This is a genomic window from Streptomyces sp. NBC_00631, assembly GCF_045206895.1.
Lineage (GTDB): Bacteria > Actinomycetota > Actinomycetes > Streptomycetales > Streptomycetaceae > Streptomyces.
The window spans coordinates 3,425,937-3,450,770 of sequence record NZ_CP107734.1 but is presented as its reverse complement, the minus strand read 5'-3'; the positions used below and the strand labels follow the sequence as shown (position 1 = coordinate 3,450,770).

Sequence of the window (24,834 nt, the reverse complement as noted above, 5' to 3'; positions counted from 1 at the left end):
ATGACCCAAGCCGCCCCGCCGCTCCCGCAGGCCCTGCCCCTCGCCGGGCTGCACGCCTCGCTCAGCGACCCGGTCCTCGACGCGATGAACTTCCTCAACGAGGTCGTCGGCCGCTTCCCGGACGCCATCTCCTTCGCCCCCGGCCGGCCCACCGAGGGCGACTTCGAACCGGAGGACCTCGCCCGGCATCTCCAGACGTACACCACGTACCTGGAGAAGACCCTCGGCTGGTCCCGCGACCGGGTGCGGACCCAGCTCTTCCAGTACGGCCGTACCAACGGCGTCATCCACGAACTGATCGCCAGGACGGTCGCCAACGACGAGGGCATCCAGGTCCCGCCGGAAGCGATCGTGGTGACCACCGGGTGCCAGGAGGCCATGCTCCTCGTCCTGCGGGCCCTGTTCGCCGGTCCCGAGGACACCCTGCTGGTCAGCTCGCCCTGCTACGTGGGCATCACGGGCGTGGCCCGGCTCCTCGGCATCCGGGTCCGCCCGGTGCCCGAGGGCCCCGCCGGACCCGACCCGGAGGCCGTGCTGGCGGCGGTCCGCGCCGCCCGGGCAGCCGGTGAACGCCCCCGGGCCTTCTACGTCGTCCCGGACTTCGCCAACCCGTCCGGCGCGAGCATGAGCGTCGCGGCACGGGGGCGGCTGCTGGACCTGGCCGCGCAGGAGGACCTGCTGGTCCTGGAGGACGACCCGTACGGGTTCTTCGTCAGGACCGGCTCGGCCCGCCCGACGCTGAAGGCCCTCGACCGGGGCCGGCGGGTGGTGCATCTGGGGTCCTTCGCGAAGACGGCGCTGCCCGGCGCCCGGGTCGGCTACGCCATCGCCGACCAGGAGGTCGTCGGCCCGGACGGGCGGCGCACGCTGCTCGCGGACGAGCTGTCGAAGATCAAGAGCATGACCACCGTCAACACCTCGGCCGTCAGCCAGGCCGTCGTCGGCGGGATCCTCGTCGAGCACGACTGCCGGCTCCGCGAGGCGAACTCCGCGGCCGTCGCGTACTACCGCACGAACATGGACACGCTGCTCGGCGAGCTGGAGCGGCACTTCCCCGCGGCGCGCCGGGCCGGGCTCGGCATCTCCTGGAACCGTCCGGACGGCGGCTTCTTCCTGGTCGTCGACGTGCCCTTCGCCGCCGACCACCAGGCCCTGGAACTCTCCGCACGCGCCTTCGGCGTGCTGTGGACCCCGATGAGCGACTTCCACCTGGACGGCGGCGGCACCCACCAGCTGCGGCTGTCGTGCAGTTCGCAGAGCCCGGAGGTGATCGTCGAGGGCATCGCCAGGCTGGCCGCCTTCATCACCGCGCAGATCAGCGACACCACCGCCTGAGGGCGGGTGACCGACATCCATGGACCGCACGGCGAACGGAGAAGACGTGGTGCTGGCGCTGCACACCTACGAGGCGGCGGCCAAGGAGCGGTTGCCGGGACCGGTGTGGGACTTCTTCGCCGGCGGCAGCGGCACCGAGTCGATGCTGACGGCGGGGCGGGAGGCGCTGGACCGCATCCGGCTGCGGCCGCGCTGTCTCGTCGACGTCTCCCGCTGCGACCCGGCCACCGAGCTGCTGGGTGCGCGACTGGCCGCTCCGCTGGGCATCGCGCCCATGGCCTACCACCAGCTGGCCCATCCCGAGGGCGAGGTGGCGACCGCACGGGCCGCGGGCGACGCGGGGGCGCTCCTGACCGTCAGCATGTTCGCGAGCCGCACGCTTGAGGACATCGCCGCCGCGGCCACCGGTCCTCTGTGGCTGCAGCTCTACTGGCTCAAGCGCCGGGACCTGATGGCGGACCTGATCCGCCGGGCCGAGGCGGCCGGTTTCCGGGCGCTGGTCCTGACGGTCGACGCGCCCAGGGTCGCGTTCCGCCCACGGGACGCCGCCAACGGGTTCGCGGTGCCGCCCGGCATCCGGGCGGTCAACCTGGCCGCGGAGGTGATGGCCGCCTCGCACGGGAGCCGGGCCGGGGAATCGGCCATCGCACGGCACTCGGCGGAGCAGTTCGACTCCTCGATCACCTGGGACGACCTCGCCTGGCTGCACGAGGTGTCGTCCCTGCCGGTGGTGCTCAAGGGCGTACTCACCGGGGACGACGCCAGGCTGGCCGTCAAGCACGGGGTCTCGGGACTGGTCGTCTCCAACCACGGCGGCCGGCAGCTCGACTTCGCCCGCAGCGCCCCGGACTGCCTCACGGAGGTCGTCGACGCCGTGGAGGGAGGCTGCCAGGTCGTTCTCGACGGCGGCATCCGGCACGGTGCCGACATCGCCAAGGCCCTGTGCCTGGGCGCGGACGCGGTCATGATCGGCCGCCCCGCGCTCTGGGGCCTGGCACATTCCGGCGCCGACGGCGTCGCCGCGGTCCTCCGCCTGCTCATGCGCGAGTTCGACGAGGTCATGGCCCTGATGGGAGCCCCGACCGTGCCCGACCTCAACCGCTCCGGCGTCACGACACCCTGACCGTCACGTCGCCCGCGCCCGCGGCCCGGCCTCCCGCGAGTCGCTCGGTGTCACGGGTTCGGCGGCCGCCGACGGGTCGGAGCGATCACACGGGTTTCCCTGGCCTGCGGCTGGCGCGGTGCTGGGGCCATCAAGCGGTCCGTCGGCCTGCGGCTGATGCGGTGTCGGGGCGACCGTGTGGGTTGGCCGGCCCATGGCCGCCGGGGTGTCGGGGCGATCACGCGGGTTTCCCGGCCTGCGGCTGATGCGGTGTCGGGGCGACCGTGTCGGGTGGCCGGCCCGTGGCCACCGAGGTGTCCGGGGCGATCACGCCGGTATCCCGCTGCGGCTGGTGCGGGGTCGGGGTAAGGGCGTCGTAGGGGTCCCGGTGGGTGACGCCTTCGGCGGTGGTGGGTTGCCGTGTCATCGGTGTGTGGGACGGGGGTGCGGGCGGCCGTGATGTGTCACGGTCGCCCGCACCCGCCGGGTGTCACGCGTCGACCGTCTCGGCGGGCAGTGCGAGGTCCAGGTCGATCGCGCGGTCGTCGCCGGCGTGGGTCGCCGACGAGGCGAGCGGACCGTGGCCCGCGGCCTTCGCGGCCAGGACGTACGCTCCCTCGGCGGGTACCGCGAGCGCGTACCTGCCGTCCTCGGCGGAGAGGGTCGCTCCCGCCTGCCGCCCCCGCCGGTCGATCAGGGTCACCTTGGCGCGGGCCACCGGCACGCCCGCGGCGTCCAGGACGCGGCCGCGGAAGCCCCGCAGGACCTCCTCGGCGTGGGCGAGCGCGGCGTCCTCCTCGCTGCTGGCCCGCAGCTGCGTGTGCTGGGCCGGCAGGCTCCGCTTCGGCAGGAACACCGCGAGGAGCAGACCCACCGCCACCGCGGCCGTCGCGATCAGGAACGAGACCCGGAAGCCGTGCATCGTCGGGATGGCGACGCCGCCCACGTTGTTCGCGGTGTTCGCCAGCACCATGCCGATGACGGCGCTGGAGACGGAGGTACCGATGGACCGCATCAGTGTGTTGAGGCCGTTCGCGGCGCCCGTCTCGGACGCCGGGACCGCGCCGACGATCAGCGCCGGCAGCGAGGAGTAGGCGAGGCCGATGCCCGCGCCGAGGACGACCGCGATGACCAGGCTCTGCCAGGCCGCGCTCATCAGGCCGAGGCCCGCGCCGTAGCCGATCGCGATGATCAGCATGCCGAGGATGAGGGTGGTCTTGGGGCCGTGCTTGGCCGAGAGGCGGGCGTACACCGGCGCCGTGAACATCATCGTCAGGCCCAGCGGGGCGACCAGCAGACCGGCGGTGACCATCGACTGGCCGAGGCCGTAGCCGGTGGCCTTCGGGAGCTGGAGCAGCTGCGGCAGGACCAGCGAGACCACGTAGAAGCTGACGCCGACCATGATCGAGGCGAGGTTGGTGAGGAGCACCTCGCGGCGGGCGGTGGTGCGCAGGTCGACCAGCGGGGCCGAGTGGCGCAGCTCGAACACGCCCCAGAGGAGGAGGACGGCGACCGCGGCGGCGAACAGGCCGAGTGTGGTGCCGGAGGACCAGCCCCAGTCGCTGCCCTTGGTGATGGGCAGCAGGAGCAGCACCAGGCCGGCCGACAGGCCTATCGCGCCGGGCACGTCGAATGAGCCCTTCGCGCGCATCGGGGATTCCGGTACGACGAGAAGCGTCAGGGCTATGGAGAGCACGCCGAGGCCGGCGGCGCCGTAGAACAGGGCGTGCCAGTCCGTGTGCTGCGCGACCAGGGCCGCGGCGGGCAGCGCGAGGCCGCCGCCGACGCCGATCGAGGAGCTCATCAGGGCCATCGCCGAGCCGAGCCGCTCGCGCGGCAGCATGTCGCGCATCAGGCCGATGCCCAGCGGGATCGCGCCCATGGCGAAGCCCTGGAGGGTACGGCCCACGATCATCGTGAGCAGGTCGCTGGTGAGCGCGCTGACCAGCGCGCCGACCACCATCACGGCGAGGCTCAGGATCAGCATCCGCCGCTTGCCGTAGAGGTCGCCGAGGCGGCCCATGATCGGGGTGGCCACGGCGCCCGACAGCAGCGTCGAGGTCAGCACCCAGGTGGCGTTGCTCGGCTCGGTGCCCAGCAGCTGCGGCAGGTCCTTGATGACCGGAACGAGCAGGGTCTGCATCACCGCGACCACGATGCCCGCGAAGGCGAGCACCGGGACCACGGCCCCGCTCGCGCCCCGGGCGGGCTGGTCGGTCGTCGTGTGCGTCATTGAGTGAGGCCTCCCCGAGTGGTAAGTACCGGCTAAACCTCGTATGCACAGGCAACTATTCCGTTGCTTCGAGCTGCTAACGAATCCTTGACCGTCCCATGGGTTTCTGATCTGCCGTCAGGGGATGGCGCATTTATGAAACACGTTCTAGTGTGCGCGCCATGAAGGCCTATGTTGCCGGCGTCGGTATGACCAAGTTCGAGAAGCCCGAGACCCGTGACTGGCAGTACTGGGACATGGTCCGGGAGGCCGGCGGCTCTGCCCTCGCCGACGCCGGAATCGCCTACGCCGAGGTGGAACAGGTTCCCGTCGGCTACTGTTTCCAGCCCTCCACCGCCGGTCAGCGGGCCGCCTATGAGCTGGGTCTCACCGGCATCCCCGTCTACAACGTCAACAACAACTGCGCCACCGGCGCGACCGCCCTGATGCTGGCCCGCCAGCTCGTCGAGGGCGGGGCGGCCGACTGCGTCCTGGCCCTCGGCTTCGAGAAGATGAAGAAGGGCGCGCTGGGGAGCGGCGCCGACGGAGGGGCCCGCGGCGGGGCCGCTGATGACTGGAGCTCGGCCTCCCCCGTCGCCCGCCACTACGGCATCATGGCCGCCCGGCACGGCTTCGAGATGACCCCGCCCACCGCGCAGATCTTCGGCGACGCGGCCCGCGAGCACATGGAGCGGTACGGCACCACCGAGGCGCAGCTCGCCGCGGTGGCCGCCAAGAACCACCGGCACTCCGCGGACAACCCGTACGCCCAGTTCCAGGACGTGTACGACGTCGACGCCGTCCTCGCGGCCCGCACCGTCCACCGCCCGCTCACCCGGCTCCAGTGCTCGCCCACCTCCGACGGCGCGGCGGCGGCCGTCGTCGTCTCCGAACGGTTCGCCGAACGGCGCGGGCTCACCGGCCTCGTCGAGATCGTCGCGCAGGCGATGACGACCGACACCGAGGAGTCCTTCGCGTCGGGCTCGTGCATCGACGTCGTCGGGCAGCCCATGTCACGGGCGGCGGCCCGGCAGGTGTACGAACGCTCCGGCCTCGGCATCGAGGACGTCGACGTCGTCGAACTGCACGACTGCTTCTCCGTCAACGAGCTGCTGACCTACGAGGCGCTCGGCATGTGCGCCGCCGGTGAGTCGGGCAAGCTCGTCGAGTCCGGCGCGACCACGTACGGCGGCCGCTGGGTGGTGAACCCCTCCGGCGGGCTCATCTCCAAGGGGCACCCGCTGGGCGCGACCGGGCTCGCGCAGACCGCCGAACTGGTGTGGCAGCTGCGCGGCACGGCCGGCGACCGGCAGGTCCCCGGCGCCCGGGTCGGGCTCGCGCACAACATCGGGCTGGGCGGGGCCGCGGTGGTGACGCTCTTCCGGCGGCTGGTCCAGGGCGCACGACCGAGGCCGGGGTCGGCCGAAAAGCCGATGCAAGCACCGTAACCGGCTTGAGCAAGCACCGTAACCGGCTTGAGCAAGCACCGTAACCGGCTTGAGAGCACGACATCCATGCTGGAAGCCGCGGACGCCTCGCACATGTCCCGCCGTACCGCGCCCCCGCCTGGCTGGTGGTGCCACCGGCGTGCGCCGGGCTGCTGCCGGCGGGGGCGGTCCTGATGCCGCTGCGGCTGCCGCGCCGGAAGACCCCGGTGGGCCAGGACGCGGGCCGGTGGGTCACAGCCACCCCTGCTGCCGGGCCTCCCGCACCGCCTCCGCGCGGTTGCGGGTGCCGGTCTTGCCGATCGCGGCGGAGAGGTAGTTGCGGACCGTCGACTCCGACAGATGCAGTCTCGCCGCGATGTCGGCGACGGTCGCACCGTCCACCGACGCCTTCAGCACGTCGCACTCGCGGGCGGTGAGCGGGTTCGGCCCGGCACTGAGCGCGGCGGCGGCGAGCGCCGGGTCGACCACGGTCTCCCCGGTGAGCACCCGCCGGATCGCCTGCGCCAGTTCCTCCACCGGCCCGTCCTTGACGAGGAACCCGGCGGCCCCGGCCTCCATCGCCCGGCGCAGATAGCCGGGCCGGCCGAAGGTGGTGAGGATCAGCACCCGGCAGTCCGGCGCCTGCTCGCGCAGCTCCGCCGCCGCGTCCAGGCCGCTCCGGCCCGGCAGTTCGATGTCGAGGAGGGCCACGTCGGGGCGGTGGACGAGCGCGGCGTCCACGATCGCGTCGCCCGCCGCGACCTGGGCGACCACCTCGATGTCCGGCTCCATTCCGAGCAGTAAGGCCAGAGCCCCGCGCATCATCCCCTGGTCCTCGGCGAGCAGCACCCTGATGGACCTGGCCGGCCGATGGTCCCGGGGCATCTCGTTCGCAGGCTCGTACACAGCCCAAGCCTAGCCTCGGGCCCGGCAATTAAAGAACAGTCATTGTTCCGTGCCGCAGGGCTTGACGGGGGTTGACCGTGCTCAAACAATCGCCTCTGCAATTCCCCGAATGGTCGGCGAATGGTCGGCATTTCGACAGCTGGACAGGTTCGGTATTTCGATCGAACGGTGTTCGGAATATCGGACACCAAGAACCCGCACCGCCCTACGAGGAACCAAGAATGAGGTGCACCGTGTTCTCAGTGCCTGTACGAGCCCTGCGCTCCTGTCCGCCGCGTATCCGGAGAGCCGTGCTCTCCGTGCTCGCCGCGTTCGCGACCATCGCCGCGCTCGTCGTCGGGGCCGGCGCCCCCGAGGCGTCCGCCGCGAGTTCGCTGCCCTGTGACGTCTACGCCGCCGCAGGCACCCCGTGCGTCGCCGCGCACAGCATGGTCCGGGCGCTGTACTCGTCGTACAGCGGCTCCCTCTACCAGGTGCAGCGCGCCTCGGACAGCGCCACGGCCGACATCGGCCTGCTGGCCACCGGCGGCTATGCCAACGCGGCCGCGCAGAACTCCTTCTGCGCCGGTACGACCTGCATCATCACCAAGATCTACGACCAGTCCAGCAAGCACAACGACCTCACCGTCGAGGGCGCCGGCGGGGCCGGCGCGGCCGATGTCGGGGCCCCGGCGGACGCGCTGCCGGTGACCGTCGGCGGCCACCAGGTCTACGGCCTGGAGATCTCGGCCGGCATGGGCTACCGGGACAACTCCACCTCCGGGGTCGCCACCAACGGCGCCGCCGAGGGGATGTACATGGTCACCTCCGGCACTCATGTGAACGGCAGTTGCTGCTTCGACTACGGCAACGCCGAGACCAACAACAAGGACACCGGCAACGGCCACATGGACGCCATCAACTTCGGCACCGAGTGCTGGTTCGCGCCCTGCTACGGCTCCGGCCCCTGGGTCCAGGCGGACCTGGAGAACGGGCTGTTCGAGTCCAATCTCGGCTACAGCACCAACTCGTCCAACACGGGCACAGGTGCGCTGCCGTTCGTCACCGCTTTGCTGAAGAACAACGGGCAGGACCATTTCGCACTGAAATGGGGGAACGCCCAATCCGGCGGACTCACCACCACGTATTCCGGCGGTGAACCCAGCACCAGCAGCGGTTACTCACCGATGCACCAGGAGGGCGCGATCGTCCTCGGCACCGGCGGCGACAACAGCAACGGCTCCATCGGCTCGTTCTTCGAGGGCGTGATGACCTCCGGCATCCCGACCGACGCCGCCGACGACGCCGTCCAGTCCAACATCGTCTCCGTCGGCTACGGCGGCGCCACCGGTTCCACCGGCAGCCTGGGCTCCGCCTCGGAGATCTCCCTCCAGGCCACCACGTCCTGCTGCACCGCCGACTACGTCCGCCACCAGAACAACGCCGGTGTCCTGTCGGCCATCACCTCCGCCAGCTCCACTCTCGACAAGAGCGACGCCACCTGGATCGTCCGTCCCGGCCTCGCGAGCAGCTCCTGCGTCTCCTTCGAGTCCCGGAACTACCCCGGCGACTACCTGCGCCACTACAACTTCAAGATCTACCGGCAGCCCATGGACGGCACCACCACGTTCAGACAGGACGCCACCTTCTGCCCGACGACCGGCAAGAGCGGCACGGGCACATCCTTCGCCTCGTACAACTACCCGACGAAATACCTGCGTCACTACAACTACAACCTCTACATAGCGAGCGACGGCGGCTCCAACGCCTGGGACAGCGCCACCTCCTGGACCGACGACGTGAGCTGGGCCGTCAGCTCGCCGTGGGCGCCCTAGGGGCTGTCCGGCGGATCATGCCGCAGGCGCGGGGTCTGGCACGCCCTCCCCCAGAGGGGGTACCCCCAGCGGCGTCGTCGTCGGTCGCCGACGCCCCCCGGCCTTCGGCCGGGAGGTGCCCCCACCGCGTCGCCCGCCGGGGCGGCGGCTGATGGCCTACGCCTCCTCCGCCTTGCAGTCGCACGCTCCCCCGCGCTCACCAGTCACCGCTGCTTTCCTGCGACTTGATCCGCCGGACAGCCCCCAGCCCTCTCCGGGGACAGCAGCTCCAGGGCCTCGGTGGGGAGCTCCGCGGTGACCTTGAAGCCGCCGCGGGGCGCCGGGCCGGCCTGAAGGGAGCCGCCGGCCGCCGCCAGGCGCTCGGTCAGCCCCTTCAGGCCGGTGCCGCCGATGCCCTCCCGGCAGGGCTCGGCGGCCACCGCGCCCGAGCCGTCGTCGGTGACCGTCAGCCGGGCCTGCCCGGCGGCGCTGTCGACGGTGATCTCACAGCGCGTGGCGTCGCTGTGCCGCACCACGTTGGTGACCGCCTCGCGCACCACCCAGCCGAGCAGCGTCTCCGTCTGCGGGGCGAGCGGCGCCCCCGACTGCCGGACCACCGGCTCCATGCCCGCCGCCGTGAGGGCCGAGCGGGCCCGGGTGAGATCGGCGGCCAGGCTGCCCTCCCGGTAGCCGGTCACCGCCTCGCGGATCTCGGTCAGCGCCTGCCGGCCGACCGACTCGATGTCGGAGATCTGCGACAGCGCCGCGTCCAGGTCCCGGGGCGCGACCCGGCGGGCCGCCTCCGACTTCACGACGATCACCGAGAGGGTGTGCCCGAGCAGGTCGTGCAGATCCCGGGAGAAGCGCAGCCGCTCCTTCTCCACCGCGCGCCGGGCCAGCTCCTCGCGGGCGGCGCGCAGTTCCCGGACGGCCTCGGAGAGGGAGAGGATCGCGGCGGTGATCATCGTCGACAGGAAGGTGCCGTAGGCGATGGTGATGGCGTCCGAGCCGTCCCGGTACCAGGAGACCGCGCCGGCGAAGAGGGCCAGCAGGATGCCGGTCCGGCCCAGCCAGGGGCCGCGCAGCGCCGCGCCCGCGGCGAGGCCGAGCAGCGGGAAGAACATCAGCCAGTTGTCGCCGTAGCCGAGGGCCAGGCCGGTGGTCAGCAGGCCCATCAGCACAAGGGCGACGCGGGTGGAGGTGGCCTCCCGGGCCTCTTTGCGGAAGGAGCGGAACGACACGTAGATGTACAGGGAGTTGAAGGCCAGCAGGCCGAAGGAGCCGATCAGCGGATTGGGCGTCTTGCCCTGGAGCAGGTTGGAGAGGGAGCCCAGCCCCATCAGCAGCCAGGGGAGCAGCGCGAACCCGGAGGGCGGCGGGCCGGCGTGCTCGGACACCTCGCCGTTCTTCCGCGCGGCCTTCTGCTGGGCCCGGAAACGGTCCATCTCCGCCCGCCACTCGGCCCGCGCCGTCCGCCAGGCGTCCACCTGGCACCTCACCTGCTGCCGCCACGACATACCGCTTCCCCCGATCGGATCCGTTCCGTGCTGTCCGGCGGTACGACCCTACGAAAGGCGGCGCCGGTCCGGCAGAGGCGGATGTACGGCGATGGGCAGGACAAATGTCATGGTCCGCCGGAGCCGGATCTGACACGACGTCAGGAGTCTTCACAACTGCGGAGGGCTGGGCTATACAAGGTGCGCTGGACTGGAACGCGTTCTAGACCCGCCCCGTGGACGACCTCGGTGCGACCGACGGTGCGGACGGCCGTGCCGAGGTCTTGAGACACCTCAGGAGCCGTATGCCCATCGACGCAGCCAAGGCCCTCGCCGCCGAACCCCGGTCCGGGGAGATCCACTGGGAGCGCCGGGACGTCCAGCTCTACCACCTCGGCATCGGCGCGGGCCGCCCCGCGACCGACCCCGACGAACTGCGCTACACCCTGGAGACCCGGCTGCACGTCCTGCCCAGCTTCGCCACCGTCGCGGGCAACGGCTCTCCCGAGGTGATCAGCGGACTGTCCATGCCCGGCATCGACGTCGACCTCGCCAAGGTGCTGCACGGCGGCCAGTCGCTGACCCTGCACCGCCCCATCCCGGCCGCGGGCACCGCCACCGCCACCGGCGGGATCGCCGCCGTGTACGACAAGGGCAAGGCCGCCGTCCTCGTGATGCGCACCGAGGTCGCGGACGCCGACGGCCCGCTGTGGACCAACGACGCGCAGATCTTCGTACGGGGGGAGGGCGGCTGGGGCGGCGACCGGGGCCCCTCGACCCGGCTGGAGCCGCCCACCGGCGAGCCCGACCGGACCGTCGAGCGCCCGATCCGCGAGGACCAGGCGCTGCTCTACCGCCTCTCCGGCGACTACAACCCGCTGCACGCCGACCCCGAGTTCGCCAAGCTCGCCGGCTTCGACCGGCCCATCCTGCACGGGCTGTGCACCTACGGCATGACCCTGAAGGCGGTCGTGGACACGCTGCTCGACGGGGACGTGAGCCGGGTGCGGTCGTACACGACCCGGTTCGCCGGGGTGGTGTACCCGGGGGAGACTCTGCGGATCCGCATGTGGCGGGGCGACGGGCGGATCCGGGTCGCCGTGAGCGCCGTAGAGCGCGAGGACGCGCCCGTTCTCGCCGACACGATCGTCGAACACTCTTGATCAGTTGAGCAGCTGAGCAGTTGAGGGGAGCCGCACCATGCGCGCAGCCGTACTGCACGAGATCGGACAGGAGAAGCTGGACGTCCTCGACGACGTCGAGGCGGTGGGATTCGGGCCCGGCAGGGTGCGGATCCGGGTGCGCGCCACGGGGCTGTGTCACTCGGACCTGTCCGCGATGAGCGGGGTGCTGCCACAGCCGGGGCCGTTCGTGCCGGGCCACGAGGGCGCGGGCGAGGTCCTGGAGGTGGGGGAGGGCGTCACCCGGGTGAAGCCCGGCGACCGGGTGGTCGTCTGCTGGCTGCCGGCCTGCGGCGCCTGTCCGGCCTGCAGGCGCGGGCAGACCGAGCTGTGCCTGGCCGGGTTCATGAACGCCGGCACCCCCAACTTCCGGCGCCCCGGCGGTGACGTCTTCGGCTTCGCGGGCACCGGCACCTTCACCGAGGAGGTCGTGGTCGACGCCGGGTGCGCGGTGCCGATCCCGGACGACGTGCCCTTCGACATCGCCGCGCTGATCGGCTGCGGGGTCACCACCGGGCTCGGCGCGGCACTCAACACGGCCGACGTGGAGGCCGGTTCGTCGGTCGCCGTCATCGGGTGCGGAGGCGTCGGGATCTCGGCGATCCAGGGGGCCCGGCTCAAGGGCGCCGCCGAGATCGTCGCCGTCGACCCGGTCGAGTCGCGGCGCGAGTCGGCGCTCAGGTTCGGGGCGACGAAGGCGGTCTCGCCCGACGAACTGCCCGGCGCCAAACAGGAGGCCACCGCCGGCGAGGGTTTCGACTACGTCTTCGAGGTCGTCGGCAAGTCCGCCACCGCCCGGACCGCGTACGAGAACACCCGGCGCGGCGGCACCCTCGTGGTCGTCGGCGCGGGCGCCATGGACGACTTCCTCCAGCTCAACATGTTCGAGCTGTTCTTCGACGAGAAGCGGATCCTGCCGTCGATGTACGGCGGGGGAGACGTGGTGCGCTCCTACGAGCGGACGATCGCCCTGTGGCGGGCCGGCCGGATCGACCTGGAGGGCCTGATCACCCACCGGGTGCCGCTGGCCGAGATCAACGAGGCCCTGGACCAGATGCGCACCGGCACCGCCCTGCGCACCTGCATAGAGATCTGAGGGGCCGACGCATGCCGGAAAGGACGTCGGAGAGGCCGCTCGAAGGGCTCAGCGCGATCGTCACCGGAGCTGGCCGGGGCCTGGGCCGGGCCGAGGCACTCGAACTGGCCCGGCTGGGCGCGGCCGTCGTCGTCAACGACTTCGGCCGGCCGGGCCGGGACGGCTCGGGGGCGGCCTCCGCGGCGCCCGCCGAGCAGGTCGCCGAGGAGATCCGCGCGGCGGGCGGCCGGGCGGTCGCCCACACGGGGGACGTCGCCGACTTCGCACAGGCGCGCGACCTGCTCGCCCTGGCGACGGCCCACTACGGAAAGCTGGACATCCTCGTCAACAACGCGGGGATCCTGCGCGACCGCATGGTCTTCTCCATGACCGAGGACGAGTGGGACTCGGTGATCAGGGTCCACCTCAAGGGCCACTTCAACACCACCCACTTCGCGGCGGCGCACTGGCGGGACCGCTCCAAGGCGGCGGGCGGCGCGAAGGTCTACGGCCGGATCGTGAACACCTCCTCCGAGGCCTTCCTCGCCGGCTCCGCGGGCCAGCCCAACTACGCGGCCGCGAAAGGCGGCATCGTCGGCCTGACCACCTCCACCGCCCTCGCCCTCGCCAAGTACGGCGTCACCGCCAACGTGATCTGCCCGCGCGCCCGCACCCGGATGACCGAGGACGTCTTCGCCGGGTTCGAGCAGCCGGCCGAGGGCATCGACCCGCTCGCCCCCGAACACGTCGCGCCGCTCGTCGGCTACCTGGCCTCCCCGGCCGCCGAACGGATCAACGGACAGCTGCTGGTCGTGCACGGAGGCATGGTCGCGATCGTTGAACGCCCGCGCGTCCAGGCCAAGTTCGACAGCAAGCAGGACCTCTTCAGCTACGACGAACTCGACACCCTGCTCACCCCGCACTACGCCGACCGGCCGGCGGGGGAGACGTTCGCGGCGGCGGAGGTGCTGGGGCTGAAGCGACAGTAGGACGGCGGACGACAGCGGCTGGACCGCGTACGACAGCGGCTCCGCCCCCGAGGGGGCGGAGCCGCTGTCGTACGTACCGTCAGGCCGCGCTGTCGGCCGGCTCCGGCTTGCGGTGCCGGCCGCTGGGGGCCGTTTCGCTGTCCTGCCCCGAGACGTGACCACGGTGCTTGCCGTGGCCACCCCTTTCCTGGAGGTCGGCGGACAGCGGCTGGGACGTGCTGGCGTCGCTCATCGGAAGAATTCACCCCGTCAACATGATCTTTCTACAGCGCGGCGATTTTATCGGGCCCGCGGCGGGGCGAATCCAGGCAGGCACGCCGACCGGTGCTAGTTCGTTACAAGCCGTGCCAGGGGCGCCTGTTGCAGGGGTACCGGCCGGGCCACCACCGGTTCCGGGGGATCCGGTTCCGTCGGCTTCCCGGGCGTACCCGACGCCCCGGCGGCCGCGCCGTCATGAACCGGATCCCCCGGGCCCCCGTGCTCCCCCGCCTCCCCCGATCCCCCCGTCTCCGCCCAGGGCACCGCCACCGCCGCCACCCCGCACGGGATCTCCCCCGTGGCGTACGGCAGCCGCAGCACCCCGTCCGCTGTCCACACCCCGGCACCCGTCAACCACCCCTCGGGCGCCGGGAGATGACACATCCCGCGCGCTCTCGGCCGCCAGGCGCCCACCCAGCTGCCGAGCGGCCCGGCGATGCGCAGCGCCACCCCGCAGTTCTCCGGCACCAGCATCTGCCCCGGCTGCACGGCGAACGGCGTCACCACGCAGTCCGGGCACTCCGGCACCCGCAGACTCTCCGGGAAGCGCACCGGCAGCGTGCTGCCGAGGACGCCCCAGCCCAACCGTTCCTGCCCGGGGCTGGGCGCGTCCGAGCCGACCAGGATCAGCCCGCTGTCCGGGTCGGCGAGCAGCAGCCGGTCGTCGCTGTCCGCCGCGATCTGCAGCAGCGGCGACACCTCGCCACCCCGCTCCAGATCGACCACGACGGCCTTGGTCCGGCCGCCCAGTTCCCGGTCCAGGGCGAGCATCCGCCCGGCCCGGTCCAGCCAGACCCCGCCCGAACACCGCCCCGGCACCACCGCGAGCCGCTCGGGCCCGAAGGCCCCGCCCGCCACCAGCCAGACGGTGGAGGAACGCGGCCCGACGGCGAGCGCGTACGCCCGCGCACCCCCCGGCGCCGACGGCAGCAGCCGCAGCGATCCACCCTCGTCCAGGCACTCCACCGCGCCCAGCGGCAGCTCACCCGTGCCCGGCCCGGTCGGGTACAGCAGGGCGAAGTGGTGCCGCCCGTCAACCAGCCGCCGGATGAGCACCCGCCCGTCGCCCATCGGCTGCACCTCCGTGTCCGGCTCCTCCGGCTGGTTGCCGGGGAGGGGCACGGCGTAGGGCTCGGGGCCGTCCAGCGTCCACCGCTCCGGGTACCAGGAACCTTCCTGCTGAGCCAGCCGGGCCGCGTACGCCCCGTCCACCGTGATCGCGCAGCCCGACCCCGGCGCCCTGTCGTCCTCGTCCGCAGCCGAGGGTCCGATCGCACAGGCCGTCATCGTTCGGTCACCTCCGGCTACGAAGCTAGTTTTCGCACGCACAGACGGCGGACCGGCCGCACACGGCTTCACACATACGGGTGCACGCTGGACGATTCGCCTGAGGAAACAGGGGCCGGTGTGCTGTCCGCCTGCTCCCGTGGGCGAGCAGGTACAGCCCCGGGGAACAGGCAGGTAGCCTTTTCCCCGTGACCCGTCTGTCAGAAGTCATCGCCGCGCTGGACAACCTGTGGCCCGCCGAGCGCGCCGAGTCCTGGGACGCGGTCGGTACGGTCGTGGGCGACCTCGACCAGGAGGTCACGCGCGTCCTCTTCGCCGTCGACCCGGTCCAGGACATCGTCGACGAGGCGGTGAAGCTCGGCGCCGGCCTGCTGGTCACCCACCACCCGCTCTACCTGCGCGGTACGACGACGGTCGCGGCCTCCCACTTCAAGGGCCGGGCGGTGCACACCCTGATCAAGAACGACATCGCGCTGCACGTCGCCCACACCAACGCCGACACCGCCGACCCGGGCGTCTCCGACGCGCTCGCGGGCGCCCTGGACCTGCGGGTCGTACGCCCCCTCGTCCCGGATCCCACCGACCCGCAGGGCCGCCGGGGCCTCGGCCGCGTCTGCGAGCTGGACCACCCCGTCACCGTCCGGGAACTGGCGGAACGCGCCGCGGCCCGGCTCCCCGCCACCGCACAGGGCATCCGCGTCGCCGGCGACCCCGAGGCCCTCGTGCGCACGGTCGCCGTCAGCGGCGGCTCCGGCGACAGCCTCTTCGACGTCGTACGCGCCGCCGGCGTGGACGCCTTCCTCACCGCCGACCTGCGCCACCACCCGGCGTCGGAAGCGGTCGCCCAAAGCCCCCTCGCGCTGCTCGACGCGGCGCACTGGGCCACCGAATGGCCCTGGTGCGAGCTGGCCGCCACCCAGCTCGACGAGATCTCCGACCGCCACGGCTGGGACCTTCGCGTGCACGTCTCCAAGACGGTCACCGACCCCTGGACCAGCCACTCACCGTCCCTTGGAGCCCCCAACTGAACGCAGCGCCCGCCGACCAGATCCGACTCCTCGACGTCCAGGCCCTGGACGTACGCCTCCAGCAGCTGGCGCACAAGCGGAGGTCGCTGCCCGAGCACGCCGAGATCGAGTCGCTGACCAAGGACCTCACCCAGCTGCGCGACCTGCTCGTGGCCGCGCAGACCGAGGAGAGCGACACCGCCCGCGAGCAGACCAAGGCCGAGCAGGACGTGGACCAGGTGCGCCAGCGCGCCGCCCGCGACCAGCAGCGCCTGGACTCCGGCGCGGTCACCTCCCCGAAGGACCTGGAGAACCTCCAGAAGGAGATCGTCTCCCTCGCCAAGCGACAGGGTGACCTGGAGGACGTCGTCCTTGAGGTCATGGAGCGCCGCGAGTCCGCGCAGGAGCGGGTCGCCGAGCTGACCGAGCGGGTCGGCTCGGTCCAGGGCCGGATCGACGACGCGACCGCGCGCCGGAACGCCGCGTCCGCGGAGATCGACACCGAGGCCACGACGGTGACCAAGGAGCGCGAGGTCATCGCGGGCTCGGTCCCGGCCGACCTCCTCAAGCTCTACGACAAGCTGCGCGAGCAGCAGGGCGGCATCGGCGCGGCCAAGCTGTACGCGCGCACCTGCCAGGGCTGCCGCCAGGAGCTCGCCATCACCGAGCTGAACGAGATCCGCTCCGCCGCCCCCGACACGGTCGTCCGCTGCGAGAACTGCCGCCGCATCCTGGTGCGCACGGCCGAGTCGGGTCTGTAGGAACACTGAAGGGGCTTACGTGGCAAGGGAGTTCATCGTCGAGGCGGACGGCGGCTCCCGGGGCAACCCGGGACCGGCCGGCTACGGCGCGGTGGTCGTCGACGCGGCGACCGGCGAGACGCTGACGGAGGCGGCCGAGTACCTCGGCGTCGTCACCAACAACGTCGCCGAGTACCGCGGCCTGCTGGCAGGCCTGCGCGCGGCCCACGCCCTGGACCCGGCCGCCACCGTCCACGTCCGCATGGACTCCAAGCTGGTCATCGAGCAGATGTCCGGCCGCTGGAAGATCAAACACCCCGACATGAAGCCCCTGGCCACAGAGGCGTCCCGGGTGTTCCCGCCGGACCAGGTCACGTACGAGTGGATCCCGAGAGCCGAGAACAAACACGCCGACCGACTGGCGAACGAGGCGATGGACGCGGGGAAGCGGGGGGAACAGTGGTCGGCCGCGGCATCGACGGCGGAGCTGGACGCGCGGCCTGACCGGCCGGGCGGGGCGAAACCACGGACGGCGGCGACAGCGCCCCGTGCGGAGCGCGGACCTGAGCGGTCGGGCGTGACCGGGGACGCGGTGGCGGACGCGGCACTGGCAGCGCCCCGTAAGGGGCGCGGGGCTGAGACATTTGCGGCTCCGCCGCGTGGGCGCGACCAGCCCCCACTCACCGGCACTGTGACGACAGCCGAGGCGCCCGCCGCCGACACCCGCGCCGCCCGCACGGTAGCGTCCCCCGGCTGGAGCTCGGCCCCCGACCTCGGCGCCCCGGCCACCTTCGTACTCCTCCGCCACGGCGAAACCCCCCTCACCCCCCAGAAACGCTTCTCCGGCAGCGGCGGCACCGACCCCGCCCTCTCCGAGGTCGGCCTGGAGCAGGCGCGGCGCGCCGCCGAAGCCCTCGCCCGCCGCGGCACGATCGAGACGATCCTCGCCTCCCCCCTCACCCGGACCCGGCAGACCGCCGCGGCCGTCGCCGACCGCCTCGGCCTCGACGTCACCATCGAGGAGGGGATCAAGGAGACGGACTTCGGCGCCTGGGAGGGCCTGACCTTCGGCGAGGTCCGCGAGCGCCACCCCGACGACCTGACCACCTGGCTGGCCGACCCGTCGGCCCACCCCACCGGCGGCGGCGAGAGCTTCGCCGAGACGGCGGCGCGCATCGCGGCCACCCGCGACAAACTGATCGCGGCCTACGCGGGCCGCACGGTCCTCCTCGTCACACACGTCACGCCGATCAAGACGTTCGTGCAACTCGCCCTCGGCGCCCCCCTCCAGTCCCTGTTCCGCATGGAACTGTCGGCGGCCTCGCTGTCGGCGGTGGCGTACTACGCGGACGGCAACGCGAGCGTACGGCTCTTCAACGACACGTCCCACCTGCGTCCCTGAGCCCCGCCGCCGCCCGGGCCAGCGACTCGACGCGGCCCCAGTCCCGGGCGGCCACGGCATCCGCGGGGATCATCCACGTGCCGCCCACGCAGCCGACGTTCGGAAGGGCGAGGTACTCGGGCGCGTTGCCCGGCCCGATCCCTCCCGTCGGACAGAACCGGGCCTGCGGCAGCGGACCCGCGAGGGACTTCAGATACGCGGTGCCGCCGGCGGCCTGCGCCGGGAAGAACTTCATCTCCCGCACCCCGCGTTCGAGCAGCGCCACCACCTCCGAGGCGGTCGACACCCCCGGCAGGAACGGCACCCCGGACGCGGCCATCGCCGTCAGCAGCCCGTCCGTCCACCCCGGACTGACGAGAAACCGCGCCCCGGCCGCCACGCACTGCGTCACCTGCTCCGGCGTCAGCACGGTCCCCGCCCCGACCACCGCCTCCGGCACCGCACCGGCGACGGCCCGGACGGCGTCCAGCGCCGCCGGTGTCCGCAGGGTCACCTCGATGACCGGCAGCCCGCCGTCCACCAGCGCCCGCGCCAGCGGCACGGCGTCGGCGGCGTCCTCGATGACGACGACGGGCACGACGGGCGCGAGATCCAGCAGCGAGGTGGGCATGGCGTCATCCTGCCGAGGCGATGCAGAGCGCGCAAAGGCCGTTGCGCATGTTGCAATAGGTGCGATGCCGCGTCCGGCGCTTCAGTGAACCTCGGTCACCAGCACATCCAGCGCCCACGCCCGCCCCGCCTTCGCGGGCGACTGCGCCTCCACCTCGTACCCCAGCTCCCGCAGCGCCTCCACCAGCTCACCCGGACCGGCCGGCGCGATCCCGGCGCTCAGCAGACTCCGTACCATCCGCCCCTTCGTCGCCTTGTTGAAGTGGCTGACCACCTTCCGTGTCGGCGCGTGCAGCACCCGCACGGTCGCCGTCCGCGAGGCCACCTCACCCTTGGGCTGCCAGGCGGCCGCGTACGCCGCCGACCGCAGGTCCAGCACCAGCCCCCGCCCGGCCACCTCCGGCAGCACCTCGGCCATCGGCCCCCGCCAGTGCGCGCCGAGCGGGCCGAGCCCCGGCAGCTTCACACCCATCGAGCAGCGGTACGACGGGATGCGGTCCGTCACCCGCACCGCGCCCCACAGCCCCGAGAAGACCAGCAGCGACCGCGCGGCCCGCCGCTTCGCCGCGGCGTCCAGGGAGGCGAGGCCGAGGGCGTCGTACAGCACCCCCGTGTAGATCTCCCCGGCCGGCCGCGTGCCCGCGGTCCGCAGCGCCGCGTTCTTGGCGACCTCGCCGCGCAGCCCCTCGCTCAGCCCGAGCACCCCGCGGGCCTTCTCCTCGTCACCGGCGCACAGCTCGACCAGCTCGGCCAGTACGGCCTCGCGCGCCGCCGCGAGCCCCGGCAGGGACAGCGACTCCGGCTTCAGCGACGCACCACGGCCCGAGGACGCCTTGCCCTCCGAGGGCGGCAGCAGGACCAGCACAGGTACTCCTCTTCACCACGACGCTCATCGGCGTCCGTCATCAACGCTTCGCGTCAGCGTAAGGCGCCGGACCGGCCGCCTGTGACTACGCTCGTCCTATGCCCCGCCGTCACATCCGTGTCAAGGGTGCCCCCGAGGCCCCCCTCCGGGCCGCGCTCGCCGCGCTCCGGGCCGACCTCCATGCCCCCGAGACCTTCCCGCCCGAGGTCCTCGCGGAGGCCGAGGGCGTCGCCAGGTTCCCGGCCGTGCCCGGTCACGACGCGACCGACATCCCCTTCTTCACGGTCGACCCTCCCACCGCGAACGACCTCGACCAGGCGATGCACCTGTCCCGGCACGACGGCGGCTTCCGCGTGCGGTACGCCATCGCCGACGTCGCCGCCTTCGTCGTACCCGGCGGCGCGCTGGACTCCGAGGCGCACCACCGCGTGAACACCCTCTACTTTCCCGACGAGAAGGTCCCCCTGCACCCCGCCGTCCTCAGCGAGGGCGCGGCCAGCCTGCTCCCCGGCCGGACCTGCCCGGCCGTCCTGTGGACCATCGACCTGGACGGGGAGGGCCGGACCCTGACCACCGACGTCCGCCGGGCCCTCGTCCGCAGCCGGGCCAAGCTCGACTACGCGGGCGTCCAGCAGCGGATCGACGAGGGCACCGCCGAGGAGCCCGTCGCCCTGCTCAGGGAGATCGGCGAGGCCCGCGAACGCCTGGAGGTGGAACGCGGCGGCATCTCCCTCAACGTGCCCGAGCAGGAGATCGTCGAGTACGACCACACCTATGAGCTCAGCTACCGGGCCCCGCTGCCCGCCGACGCCTGGAACGCCCAGATCTCCCTGCTCACCGGCATGGCCGCCGCCGATCTGATGCTGGCCCACGGCACCGGCGTGCTGCGTACCCTGCCGACCGCCCCCGACGGCGCGGTGGCCCGCCTGCGCCGTACCGCGCACGCGCTGCGCATCGAGTGGCCGCACCATGTCTCGTACGCCGCGCTGATCCGCTCCCTGAACCCGCGCCGCCCCCGCCACGCGGCCTTCCTCCAGGAGTGCACCAGCCTCCTGCGCGGCGCCGGCTACACGGTCTTCCGGGACGGCGTCCTGCCCGCGAACACCACCCACGCGGCCGTCGCCGCCTCCTACGCCCACTGCACCGCGCCGCTGCGCCGCCTGGCCGACCGCTACGCATCCGAGCTGTGCCTGGCGGCGGCCGCCGGCGAGGCCCCGTCCGACTGGGTGCTGATGGCGCTGGACACGCTCCCCAAGCAGATGGCCGAAGGAGCGCGGCGCGCCGGCACGGTGGAGCGGGAGTGCGTCGACATCGTCGAGGCGGCCCTGCTCAAGGACCGGGTCGGGGAGGTCTTCGACGGCTGCGTGGTGGAGGTCGAGGAGCGCAGGCCGACCGTGGGGAAGGTGCTGCTGCAGCAGCCCGCCGTCATAGGCCGGATCGAGGCCGGCGCACCGCTCCCGCTGGGCGAGCGGCTGCCGGTGCGCCTCACCGAGGCCGACCCGGGGACGACGAAGGTGCGCTTCGCGCCCGCCTGAGCCACCGCACGGCGTTGCCCCCCAGATCTCCGCGATCCCCTCGGGCGAAGTCCTCGGCCCTCGGTCCTCGTCGAGTTCGGCGAGCACCTCGCCCAGGCCCTTGCCGGAGTGGAGCACGTCCTCGGCGAGCCCGTGCCCCGGCTCCGGCTCGGCGACCGCCGGAGCGAGCGGGGCTCAGACGGCGACGAACCAGCGGGCCAGGGCGTCGTCGACGTCGTCTCCCTGGTCGTTCTCGTCCGCGGCCCAGGCCACGAACCCGTCGGGCCGTACCAGCAGACCGGTCAGCTCGGGCCGCCCCGGGCAGGCCGCGGTGACGACGTCCACCCGGTCGCCGTACCCCTCCGCGCGGGCGCGCAGCTTCGGGTCGTCGGCGAGGTCGAGGAGCAGGGCGCGGCCGTCGTGGAGACGGTCGCCGAGCCGGGTGCCGTCGGAGAACTCCAGGTCCGGGGCGCTCTGCCCGGTCAGCGGGTGGCCGCCGGGCAGATCGTAGCGCTGCCAGACGCCCGAGATCTGCTTGACGAGGTACGTCGTCCCGGTCGTCGTCAGCGCGAGATCGGTGACCACCCGGCGCAGGGCGCGGGCGTGCCGGTCGGGGCGCATCACGGCGATCTGGGCACGGGTCCAGTCCAGCACCCAGGCGCCGACCGGGTGCCGTTCGGCCGTGTAGCTGTCGAGCAGGTTCTCGGGCGCGGCCCCGCGCACCACGGCGGCCAGCTTCCAGCCGAGGTTCATGGCGTCGCCGAGCCCGAGGTTGAGCCCCTGCCCGCCGAACGGCGAGTGCACGTGCGCCGCGTCCCCGGCGAGCAGCACCCGGCCCTTGCGGTAGGTGCTCGCCTGGCGGGCGTTGTCGGTGAACCGGGTCGAGGAGTGCACCTCGTCGATGGTCACCTCGGCCACGCCCGACACCCGGCGAAGCGAGGCCTGGAGCTCCTCTGCGGTGACGGGCGCGGACCGGTCGGCGGGCGGCCCGTCGAACTCGACGGTGAGGACACGGCCGGGGAAGGGCCCGTTGACGTACGTCCCCACGTCGGTGGTGTTCCAGCCCACCCCCAGCCGCTCGCCCCCGCTCATCTCGACGACCGCCTGATAACCGGTGATCTCCGGCTCGGTCCCGGGGAAGTCGAACCCGGCGAGCTTGCGGACGGTGCTCCGGCCGCCGTCGCACCCCACGAGCCACCGGGCCCGGATCGCTTCGGAGGGGTCGAGCCGTACGGTGACGCCGTCGTCGTCGGCCTCGAAGCCGGTCAGCTGCACGCCCCGGCGGACCTCGACGCCCAGCCGGTCGGCACGGGCGCCCAGGATCCGCTCCAGCTCCACCTGGGGGACGCCGAGGCCGACGCCGTCGGCGGGGCCGATGTCGGCGAACGCCGGGTCGGAGCCGTCGAACAGGTCACCGCGCATCATGATCCCGGCGAAGTGCCCGGCGAACTTCGGGGGAGTCCGGGGCGCGTCGGCCGCGCGGTCCCCGAGGAAGGCCCGCATCCGCCACCGGTTCCGCTCCCAGGCCGCCGCGAGGTCGGGGAGCAGCCCGCGCCGGTAGAGGCTCACCGCACCCGCCGTGTTGATCCCGCCCGCCTTGATGGTCTCGTCCACCTCGGCCAGCCGCTCCACGACCAGCACGCTCGCGCCGCCGAGCCGCAGCTCACCGGCGAGGAAGAGGCCGACGGGCCCGCCGCCGGCGACCACCACGTCGTAGTCCACGCGGTTCCTGTCCCCGGTGGACGTCCTGCGCGTCATGCTCTCGATGTCTTCGCTCATGACTTCACTGTAGTCACTAAAAGTTTCGAGCGGCTATAGTTTTCTTGTGATCGATGAGAACAGGCCAGGGGAGTCCCTGCGGGAGCGCAAGAAGCGGGAGACGCGGCAGCGGATCTCGAACGTCGCGACGGTGATGTTCCGGGAGCACGGCTTCGACCAGGTCACGGTCGCGGAGGTCGCGCGGGCGGCCGGGGTCTCGGCGATGACCGTCTTCAACTACTTCCCGCGCAAGGAGGACCTGTTCCTCGACCGCATCCCGGAGGCGGTCGCGGCCTTCGCCGGGGCGGTACGGGACCGCGCGCCCGGCGAGCCCCCGCTCGCGGCGCTGCGCCGCCTGGCCTTCCGGTTCATCGACGCACGGCATCCGCTGGGCGGTGTGGGCGAGAACTTCGCGGGCTTCTGGCCGGTCGTCGCCGACTCGCCGGCGCTGCGGGCCCGGGCCCGTGAGGCGGTGGAGGAGGTGGAGCGGGCGCTGGCCGGAGCGCTCGCCGAGGCGGGGCTCGCCGACCCGGAGCTGACGGCGGCCGTGACCGTCGCCGCGTACCGCTCGGTGTGCGTCGCCTCGGTGCGCCGCCAGCTCGCGGGCGACCCGTTCACGGAGATCGTCGAGGACCACCGGGCGCGGATGGCGGCGGCGTTCGACGCGCTGGAGCGGATGCCTCCCGGCGCCTGACTCTCTCTGCGTCTGGCTCTCCCGGCGTCCGACGCTCCTTGCGTCTGGTTCTCCCGGCGTCCGATGCTCCTCGCGTCCGACTCTCCTGGCCCATCCCCACCTCTACTGCCTGGCCACGGAACGCCCCCTCCCGCGGGCCGCTCTGCCGTCCGGCCTGGGGGACAGGGCCGCCCTCCCGTCGCTGCGAGCCTGTGGCGGCGACCTCGACCTGGCCCGCGCCACCTGGGCGTTCGCGCACGGCATGGTGATCCTGGAGATCCACGGCCGCTTTCCCGACGACGCCGACCTGGACGCGGCATGGAAACGGGGCCTGAAGGCGTTGCACCCTCAGCACGCCACAGGGGGGTAGGACGATGGCCGAACACGCACGGTGGACAAGGGCGAGGCTGGGCCGCTGCGGCCCGTCGCTCGACATGCTGACGGCCCGCTTCGAGAAACACGTGTACGCCCCGCACACCCACGCCGAGTTCTCGATCGGGGTGTGCGTCGACGGCTCCGAGGTGATCGCCTACCGCGGCGGCCACATCCACACCGGCCCCGGTTCGATCGTCGTCCTGGGCCCCGGCGAGATGCACACCGGCGGTCCGGCCACCCCGACCGACGGCTACGCCTACCGCGCCCTGTACGCGGACTCGTCCCTGCTGGCGGACGGCACCCTGGACGCCGTACCGCACTTCCGCGACCCGGTCGTCGACGACCCCGAGCTGGCCGCGGCCATCCGCCAGGCCCACACCGAGCTGGCCGCCTGCCCGGACCCCCTGGAGGCCGAGACCCGCCTCCCCTGGCTGCTGACGGCCCTGTCCCGCCGCCACTCCACGGCCCGGCCGGCGCGGGACGAGATCCCCGGCGCCCACCGCATCTCGCTCCTGGTCCGGGACCGCCTGGCCGACGAACTGACCTGCCCACCCTCACTGGCCGACCTGGCGGCCGACCTCGGCCTCTCCCGCTACCAGCTCCTGCGGACCTTCCGTACGACGATGGGTGTACCGCCGTACGCCTGGCTCGCCCAGTACCGGGTGAACCGGGCCCGCGCGCTGCTGGAAGCGGGCCTGCGCCCCGCGGAGGCCGCCACGCTCGTGGGTTTCGCGGACCAGGCCCACATGACCCGCTGGTTCCGCCGGGTGCTGGGGGTGACCCCGGCGGCGTACCGCAACAGCGTTCAAGACGCGGCACGGTACTGACGC

Annotated in this window: 23 protein-coding genes; 14 read left to right on the top strand and 9 right to left on the bottom strand. The window is 72.8% G+C overall.

Annotated features, from left to right (window positions below; translation table 11 throughout):
- Both OHB00_RS15890 and OHB00_RS15885 read left to right on the top strand, forming a co-directional pair.
- The gene (locus tag OHB00_RS15890) at positions 1-1,335 is read left to right on the top strand and encodes a PLP-dependent aminotransferase family protein (protein WP_406435400.1); all 1,335 of its coding nucleotides are present in this window, start codon (positions 1-3) and stop codon (positions 1,333-1,335) included.
- 19 nt (positions 1,336-1,354) lie between these two features.
- Complete coding sequence (locus OHB00_RS15885; protein ID WP_406435398.1) at positions 1,355-2,458, top strand: alpha-hydroxy acid oxidase; 1,104 nt, start codon at positions 1,355-1,357, stop codon at positions 2,456-2,458.
- Positions 2,459-2,675: 217 nt separating this feature from the next.
- Here OHB00_RS15885 and OHB00_RS15880 read toward each other — a convergent pair whose 3' ends face one another.
- Both OHB00_RS15880 and OHB00_RS15875 read right to left on the bottom strand, forming a co-directional pair.
- Entirely contained in the window at positions 2,676-2,864 is a 189-nt protein-coding gene (locus OHB00_RS15880; RefSeq protein ID WP_406435396.1) for a hypothetical protein, read from the bottom strand.
- A gap of 63 nt (positions 2,865-2,927) precedes the next feature.
- Positions 2,928-4,670 carry an MFS transporter gene (locus OHB00_RS15875; RefSeq protein WP_406435394.1) on the bottom strand — a complete coding sequence of 581 codons (1,743 nt, stop codon included), beginning with the start codon at positions 4,668-4,670 and terminating at the stop codon, positions 2,928-2,930.
- Positions 4,671-4,831: 161 nt separating this feature from the next.
- Between OHB00_RS15875 and OHB00_RS15870 the strand changes: the two genes are divergently transcribed.
- Positions 4,832-6,097, top strand: coding sequence for a lipid-transfer protein (locus OHB00_RS15870; RefSeq protein WP_406435392.1), 1,266 nt, complete (start codon positions 4,832-4,834; stop codon positions 6,095-6,097).
- Positions 6,098-6,328: 231 nt separating this feature from the next.
- Here OHB00_RS15870 and OHB00_RS15865 read toward each other — a convergent pair whose 3' ends face one another.
- A complete protein-coding gene (locus OHB00_RS15865) occupies positions 6,329-6,961 on the bottom strand; it encodes a response regulator (RefSeq protein WP_406445807.1) in 633 nt (210 codons plus the stop codon).
- Between the two features lie 263 nt (positions 6,962-7,224).
- On the opposite strand from OHB00_RS15865, the gene OHB00_RS15860 reads away from it, so the two are divergent.
- Positions 7,225-8,796, top strand: coding sequence for an alpha-L-arabinofuranosidase B (locus tag OHB00_RS15860; RefSeq protein WP_406435390.1), 1,572 nt, complete (start codon positions 7,225-7,227; stop codon positions 8,794-8,796).
- A 203-nt stretch (positions 8,797-8,999) separates the two neighbouring features.
- On the opposite strand, the gene OHB00_RS15855 is transcribed toward OHB00_RS15860, so the two are convergent.
- Positions 9,000-10,292 (bottom strand): sensor histidine kinase, encoded by a 1,293-nt coding sequence (locus OHB00_RS15855; protein ID WP_406435387.1) that lies wholly within the window; start codon positions 10,290-10,292, stop codon positions 9,000-9,002.
- 284 nt (positions 10,293-10,576) lie between these two features.
- Here OHB00_RS15855 and OHB00_RS15850 point away from each other — a divergent pair, with 284 nt between their 5' ends.
- Genes OHB00_RS15850 through OHB00_RS15840 form a run of 3 tightly spaced genes read left to right on the top strand, consistent with a single transcriptional unit; the run spans position 10,577 to position 13,516 of the window.
- A complete protein-coding gene (locus OHB00_RS15850) occupies positions 10,577-11,434 on the top strand; it encodes a MaoC/PaaZ C-terminal domain-containing protein (RefSeq protein WP_406435385.1) in 858 nt (285 codons plus the stop codon).
- A 37-nt stretch (positions 11,435-11,471) separates the two neighbouring features.
- The gene (locus OHB00_RS15845) at positions 11,472-12,548 is read left to right on the top strand and encodes a Zn-dependent alcohol dehydrogenase (protein ID WP_406435383.1); all 1,077 of its coding nucleotides are present in this window, start codon (positions 11,472-11,474) and stop codon (positions 12,546-12,548) included.
- Between the two features lie 11 nt (positions 12,549-12,559).
- Positions 12,560-13,516, top strand: coding sequence for a 3-oxoacyl-ACP reductase (locus OHB00_RS15840; protein WP_406435381.1), 957 nt, complete (start codon positions 12,560-12,562; stop codon positions 13,514-13,516).
- Positions 13,517-13,595: 79 nt separating this feature from the next.
- On the opposite strand, the gene OHB00_RS15835 is transcribed toward OHB00_RS15840, so the two are convergent.
- Positions 13,596-13,748, bottom strand: coding sequence for a hypothetical protein (locus tag OHB00_RS15835; RefSeq protein WP_406435379.1), 153 nt, complete (start codon positions 13,746-13,748; stop codon positions 13,596-13,598).
- A gap of 95 nt (positions 13,749-13,843) precedes the next feature.
- Positions 13,844-15,061, bottom strand: coding sequence for a hypothetical protein (locus OHB00_RS15830; RefSeq protein ID WP_406435378.1), 1,218 nt, complete (start codon positions 15,059-15,061; stop codon positions 13,844-13,846).
- Between the two features lie 188 nt (positions 15,062-15,249).
- Here OHB00_RS15830 and OHB00_RS15825 point away from each other — a divergent pair, with 188 nt between their 5' ends.
- The 3 genes from OHB00_RS15825 to OHB00_RS15815 are packed head-to-tail and all read left to right on the top strand — an operon-like array spanning position 15,250 to position 18,210.
- Positions 15,250-16,089: a Nif3-like dinuclear metal center hexameric protein gene (locus OHB00_RS15825; protein ID WP_406435376.1), complete on the top strand. Its 840-nt coding sequence runs from the start codon at positions 15,250-15,252 to the stop codon at positions 16,087-16,089.
- Positions 16,086-16,829, top strand: coding sequence for a zinc ribbon domain-containing protein (locus tag OHB00_RS15820; protein WP_406445805.1), 744 nt, complete (start codon positions 16,086-16,088; stop codon positions 16,827-16,829). The genes OHB00_RS15825 and OHB00_RS15820 overlap by 4 nt, the downstream gene beginning before the upstream one ends.
- Before the next feature lie 19 nt (positions 16,830-16,848).
- A complete protein-coding gene (locus OHB00_RS15815) occupies positions 16,849-18,210 on the top strand; it encodes a bifunctional RNase H/acid phosphatase (protein ID WP_406435374.1) in 1,362 nt (453 codons plus the stop codon).
- Here OHB00_RS15815 and OHB00_RS15810 read toward each other — a convergent pair.
- Both OHB00_RS15810 and yaaA read right to left on the bottom strand, forming a co-directional pair.
- A complete protein-coding gene (locus tag OHB00_RS15810; RefSeq protein ID WP_406435372.1) occupies positions 18,182-18,820 on the bottom strand; it encodes a bifunctional 4-hydroxy-2-oxoglutarate aldolase/2-dehydro-3-deoxy-phosphogluconate aldolase in 639 nt (212 codons plus the stop codon). The two genes, OHB00_RS15815 and OHB00_RS15810, sit on opposite strands and share 29 nt — an antisense overlap.
- Before the next feature lie 81 nt (positions 18,821-18,901).
- Entirely contained in the window at positions 18,902-19,684 is a 783-nt protein-coding gene (gene yaaA / locus OHB00_RS15805) for a peroxide stress protein YaaA (protein ID WP_406435370.1), read from the bottom strand.
- A 98-nt stretch (positions 19,685-19,782) separates the two neighbouring features.
- Between yaaA and OHB00_RS15800 the strand changes: the two genes are divergently transcribed.
- A complete protein-coding gene (locus tag OHB00_RS15800; protein WP_406435368.1) occupies positions 19,783-21,219 on the top strand; it encodes an RNB domain-containing ribonuclease in 1,437 nt (478 codons plus the stop codon).
- A gap of 174 nt (positions 21,220-21,393) precedes the next feature.
- Here OHB00_RS15800 and OHB00_RS15795 read toward each other — a convergent pair whose 3' ends face one another.
- The gene (locus OHB00_RS15795; protein ID WP_406445803.1) at positions 21,394-22,956 is read right to left on the bottom strand and encodes an FAD-dependent monooxygenase; all 1,563 of its coding nucleotides are present in this window, start codon (positions 22,954-22,956) and stop codon (positions 21,394-21,396) included.
- Between the two features lie 67 nt (positions 22,957-23,023).
- Here OHB00_RS15795 and OHB00_RS15790 point away from each other — a divergent pair, with 67 nt between their 5' ends.
- The 3 genes from OHB00_RS15790 (at position 23,024) to OHB00_RS15780 (ending at position 24,831) form a co-directional block, all read left to right on the top strand.
- Positions 23,024-23,650 carry a TetR/AcrR family transcriptional regulator gene (locus OHB00_RS15790; RefSeq protein ID WP_406435366.1) on the top strand — a complete coding sequence of 209 codons (627 nt, stop codon included), beginning with the start codon at positions 23,024-23,026 and terminating at the stop codon, positions 23,648-23,650.
- Positions 23,651-23,735: 85 nt separating this feature from the next.
- Positions 23,736-23,999, top strand: a complete 264-nt coding sequence (locus tag OHB00_RS15785) for a TetR-like C-terminal domain-containing protein (RefSeq protein WP_406445801.1) — start codon at positions 23,736-23,738, stop codon at positions 23,997-23,999.
- 4 nt (positions 24,000-24,003) lie between these two features.
- Complete coding sequence (locus tag OHB00_RS15780) at positions 24,004-24,831, top strand: helix-turn-helix domain-containing protein (RefSeq protein ID WP_406435364.1); 828 nt, start codon at positions 24,004-24,006, stop codon at positions 24,829-24,831.
- Positions 24,832-24,834: the final 3 nt, after the last annotated feature.

Coding starts and splice junctions, on each gene's coding strand:
- OHB00_RS15890 (WP_406435400.1), top strand. CDS start 1: ATGACCCAAGCCGCCCCGCCGCTCCCGCAGGCCCTGCCCCTCGCCGGG.
- OHB00_RS15885 (WP_406435398.1), top strand. CDS start 1,355: ATGGACCGCACGGCGAACGGAGAAGACGTGGTGCTGGCGCTGCACACC.
- OHB00_RS15880 (WP_406435396.1), bottom strand. CDS start 2,864: ATGACACGGCAACCCACCACCGCCGAAGGCGTCACCCACCGGGACCCC.
- OHB00_RS15875 (WP_406435394.1), bottom strand. CDS start 4,670: ATGACGCACACGACGACCGACCAGCCCGCCCGGGGCGCGAGCGGGGCC.
- OHB00_RS15870 (WP_406435392.1), top strand. CDS start 4,832: ATGAAGGCCTATGTTGCCGGCGTCGGTATGACCAAGTTCGAGAAGCCC.
- OHB00_RS15865 (WP_406445807.1), bottom strand. CDS start 6,961: ATGCCCCGGGACCATCGGCCGGCCAGGTCCATCAGGGTGCTGCTCGCC.
- OHB00_RS15855 (WP_406435387.1), bottom strand. CDS start 10,292: ATGTCGTGGCGGCAGCAGGTGAGGTGCCAGGTGGACGCCTGGCGGACG.
- OHB00_RS15850 (WP_406435385.1), top strand. CDS start 10,577: ATGCCCATCGACGCAGCCAAGGCCCTCGCCGCCGAACCCCGGTCCGGG.
- OHB00_RS15845 (WP_406435383.1), top strand. CDS start 11,472: ATGCGCGCAGCCGTACTGCACGAGATCGGACAGGAGAAGCTGGACGTC.
- OHB00_RS15840 (WP_406435381.1), top strand. CDS start 12,560: ATGCCGGAAAGGACGTCGGAGAGGCCGCTCGAAGGGCTCAGCGCGATC.
- OHB00_RS15835 (WP_406435379.1), bottom strand. CDS start 13,748: ATGAGCGACGCCAGCACGTCCCAGCCGCTGTCCGCCGACCTCCAGGAA.
- OHB00_RS15830 (WP_406435378.1), bottom strand. CDS start 15,061: ATGACGGCCTGTGCGATCGGACCCTCGGCTGCGGACGAGGACGACAGG.
- OHB00_RS15810 (WP_406435372.1), bottom strand. CDS start 18,820: ATGCCCACCTCGCTGCTGGATCTCGCGCCCGTCGTGCCCGTCGTCGTC.
- OHB00_RS15800 (WP_406435368.1), top strand. CDS start 19,783: ATGCCCCGCCGTCACATCCGTGTCAAGGGTGCCCCCGAGGCCCCCCTC.
- OHB00_RS15795 (WP_406445803.1), bottom strand. CDS start 22,956: ATGACGCGCAGGACGTCCACCGGGGACAGGAACCGCGTGGACTACGAC.
- OHB00_RS15780 (WP_406435364.1), top strand. CDS start 24,004: ATGGCCGAACACGCACGGTGGACAAGGGCGAGGCTGGGCCGCTGCGGC.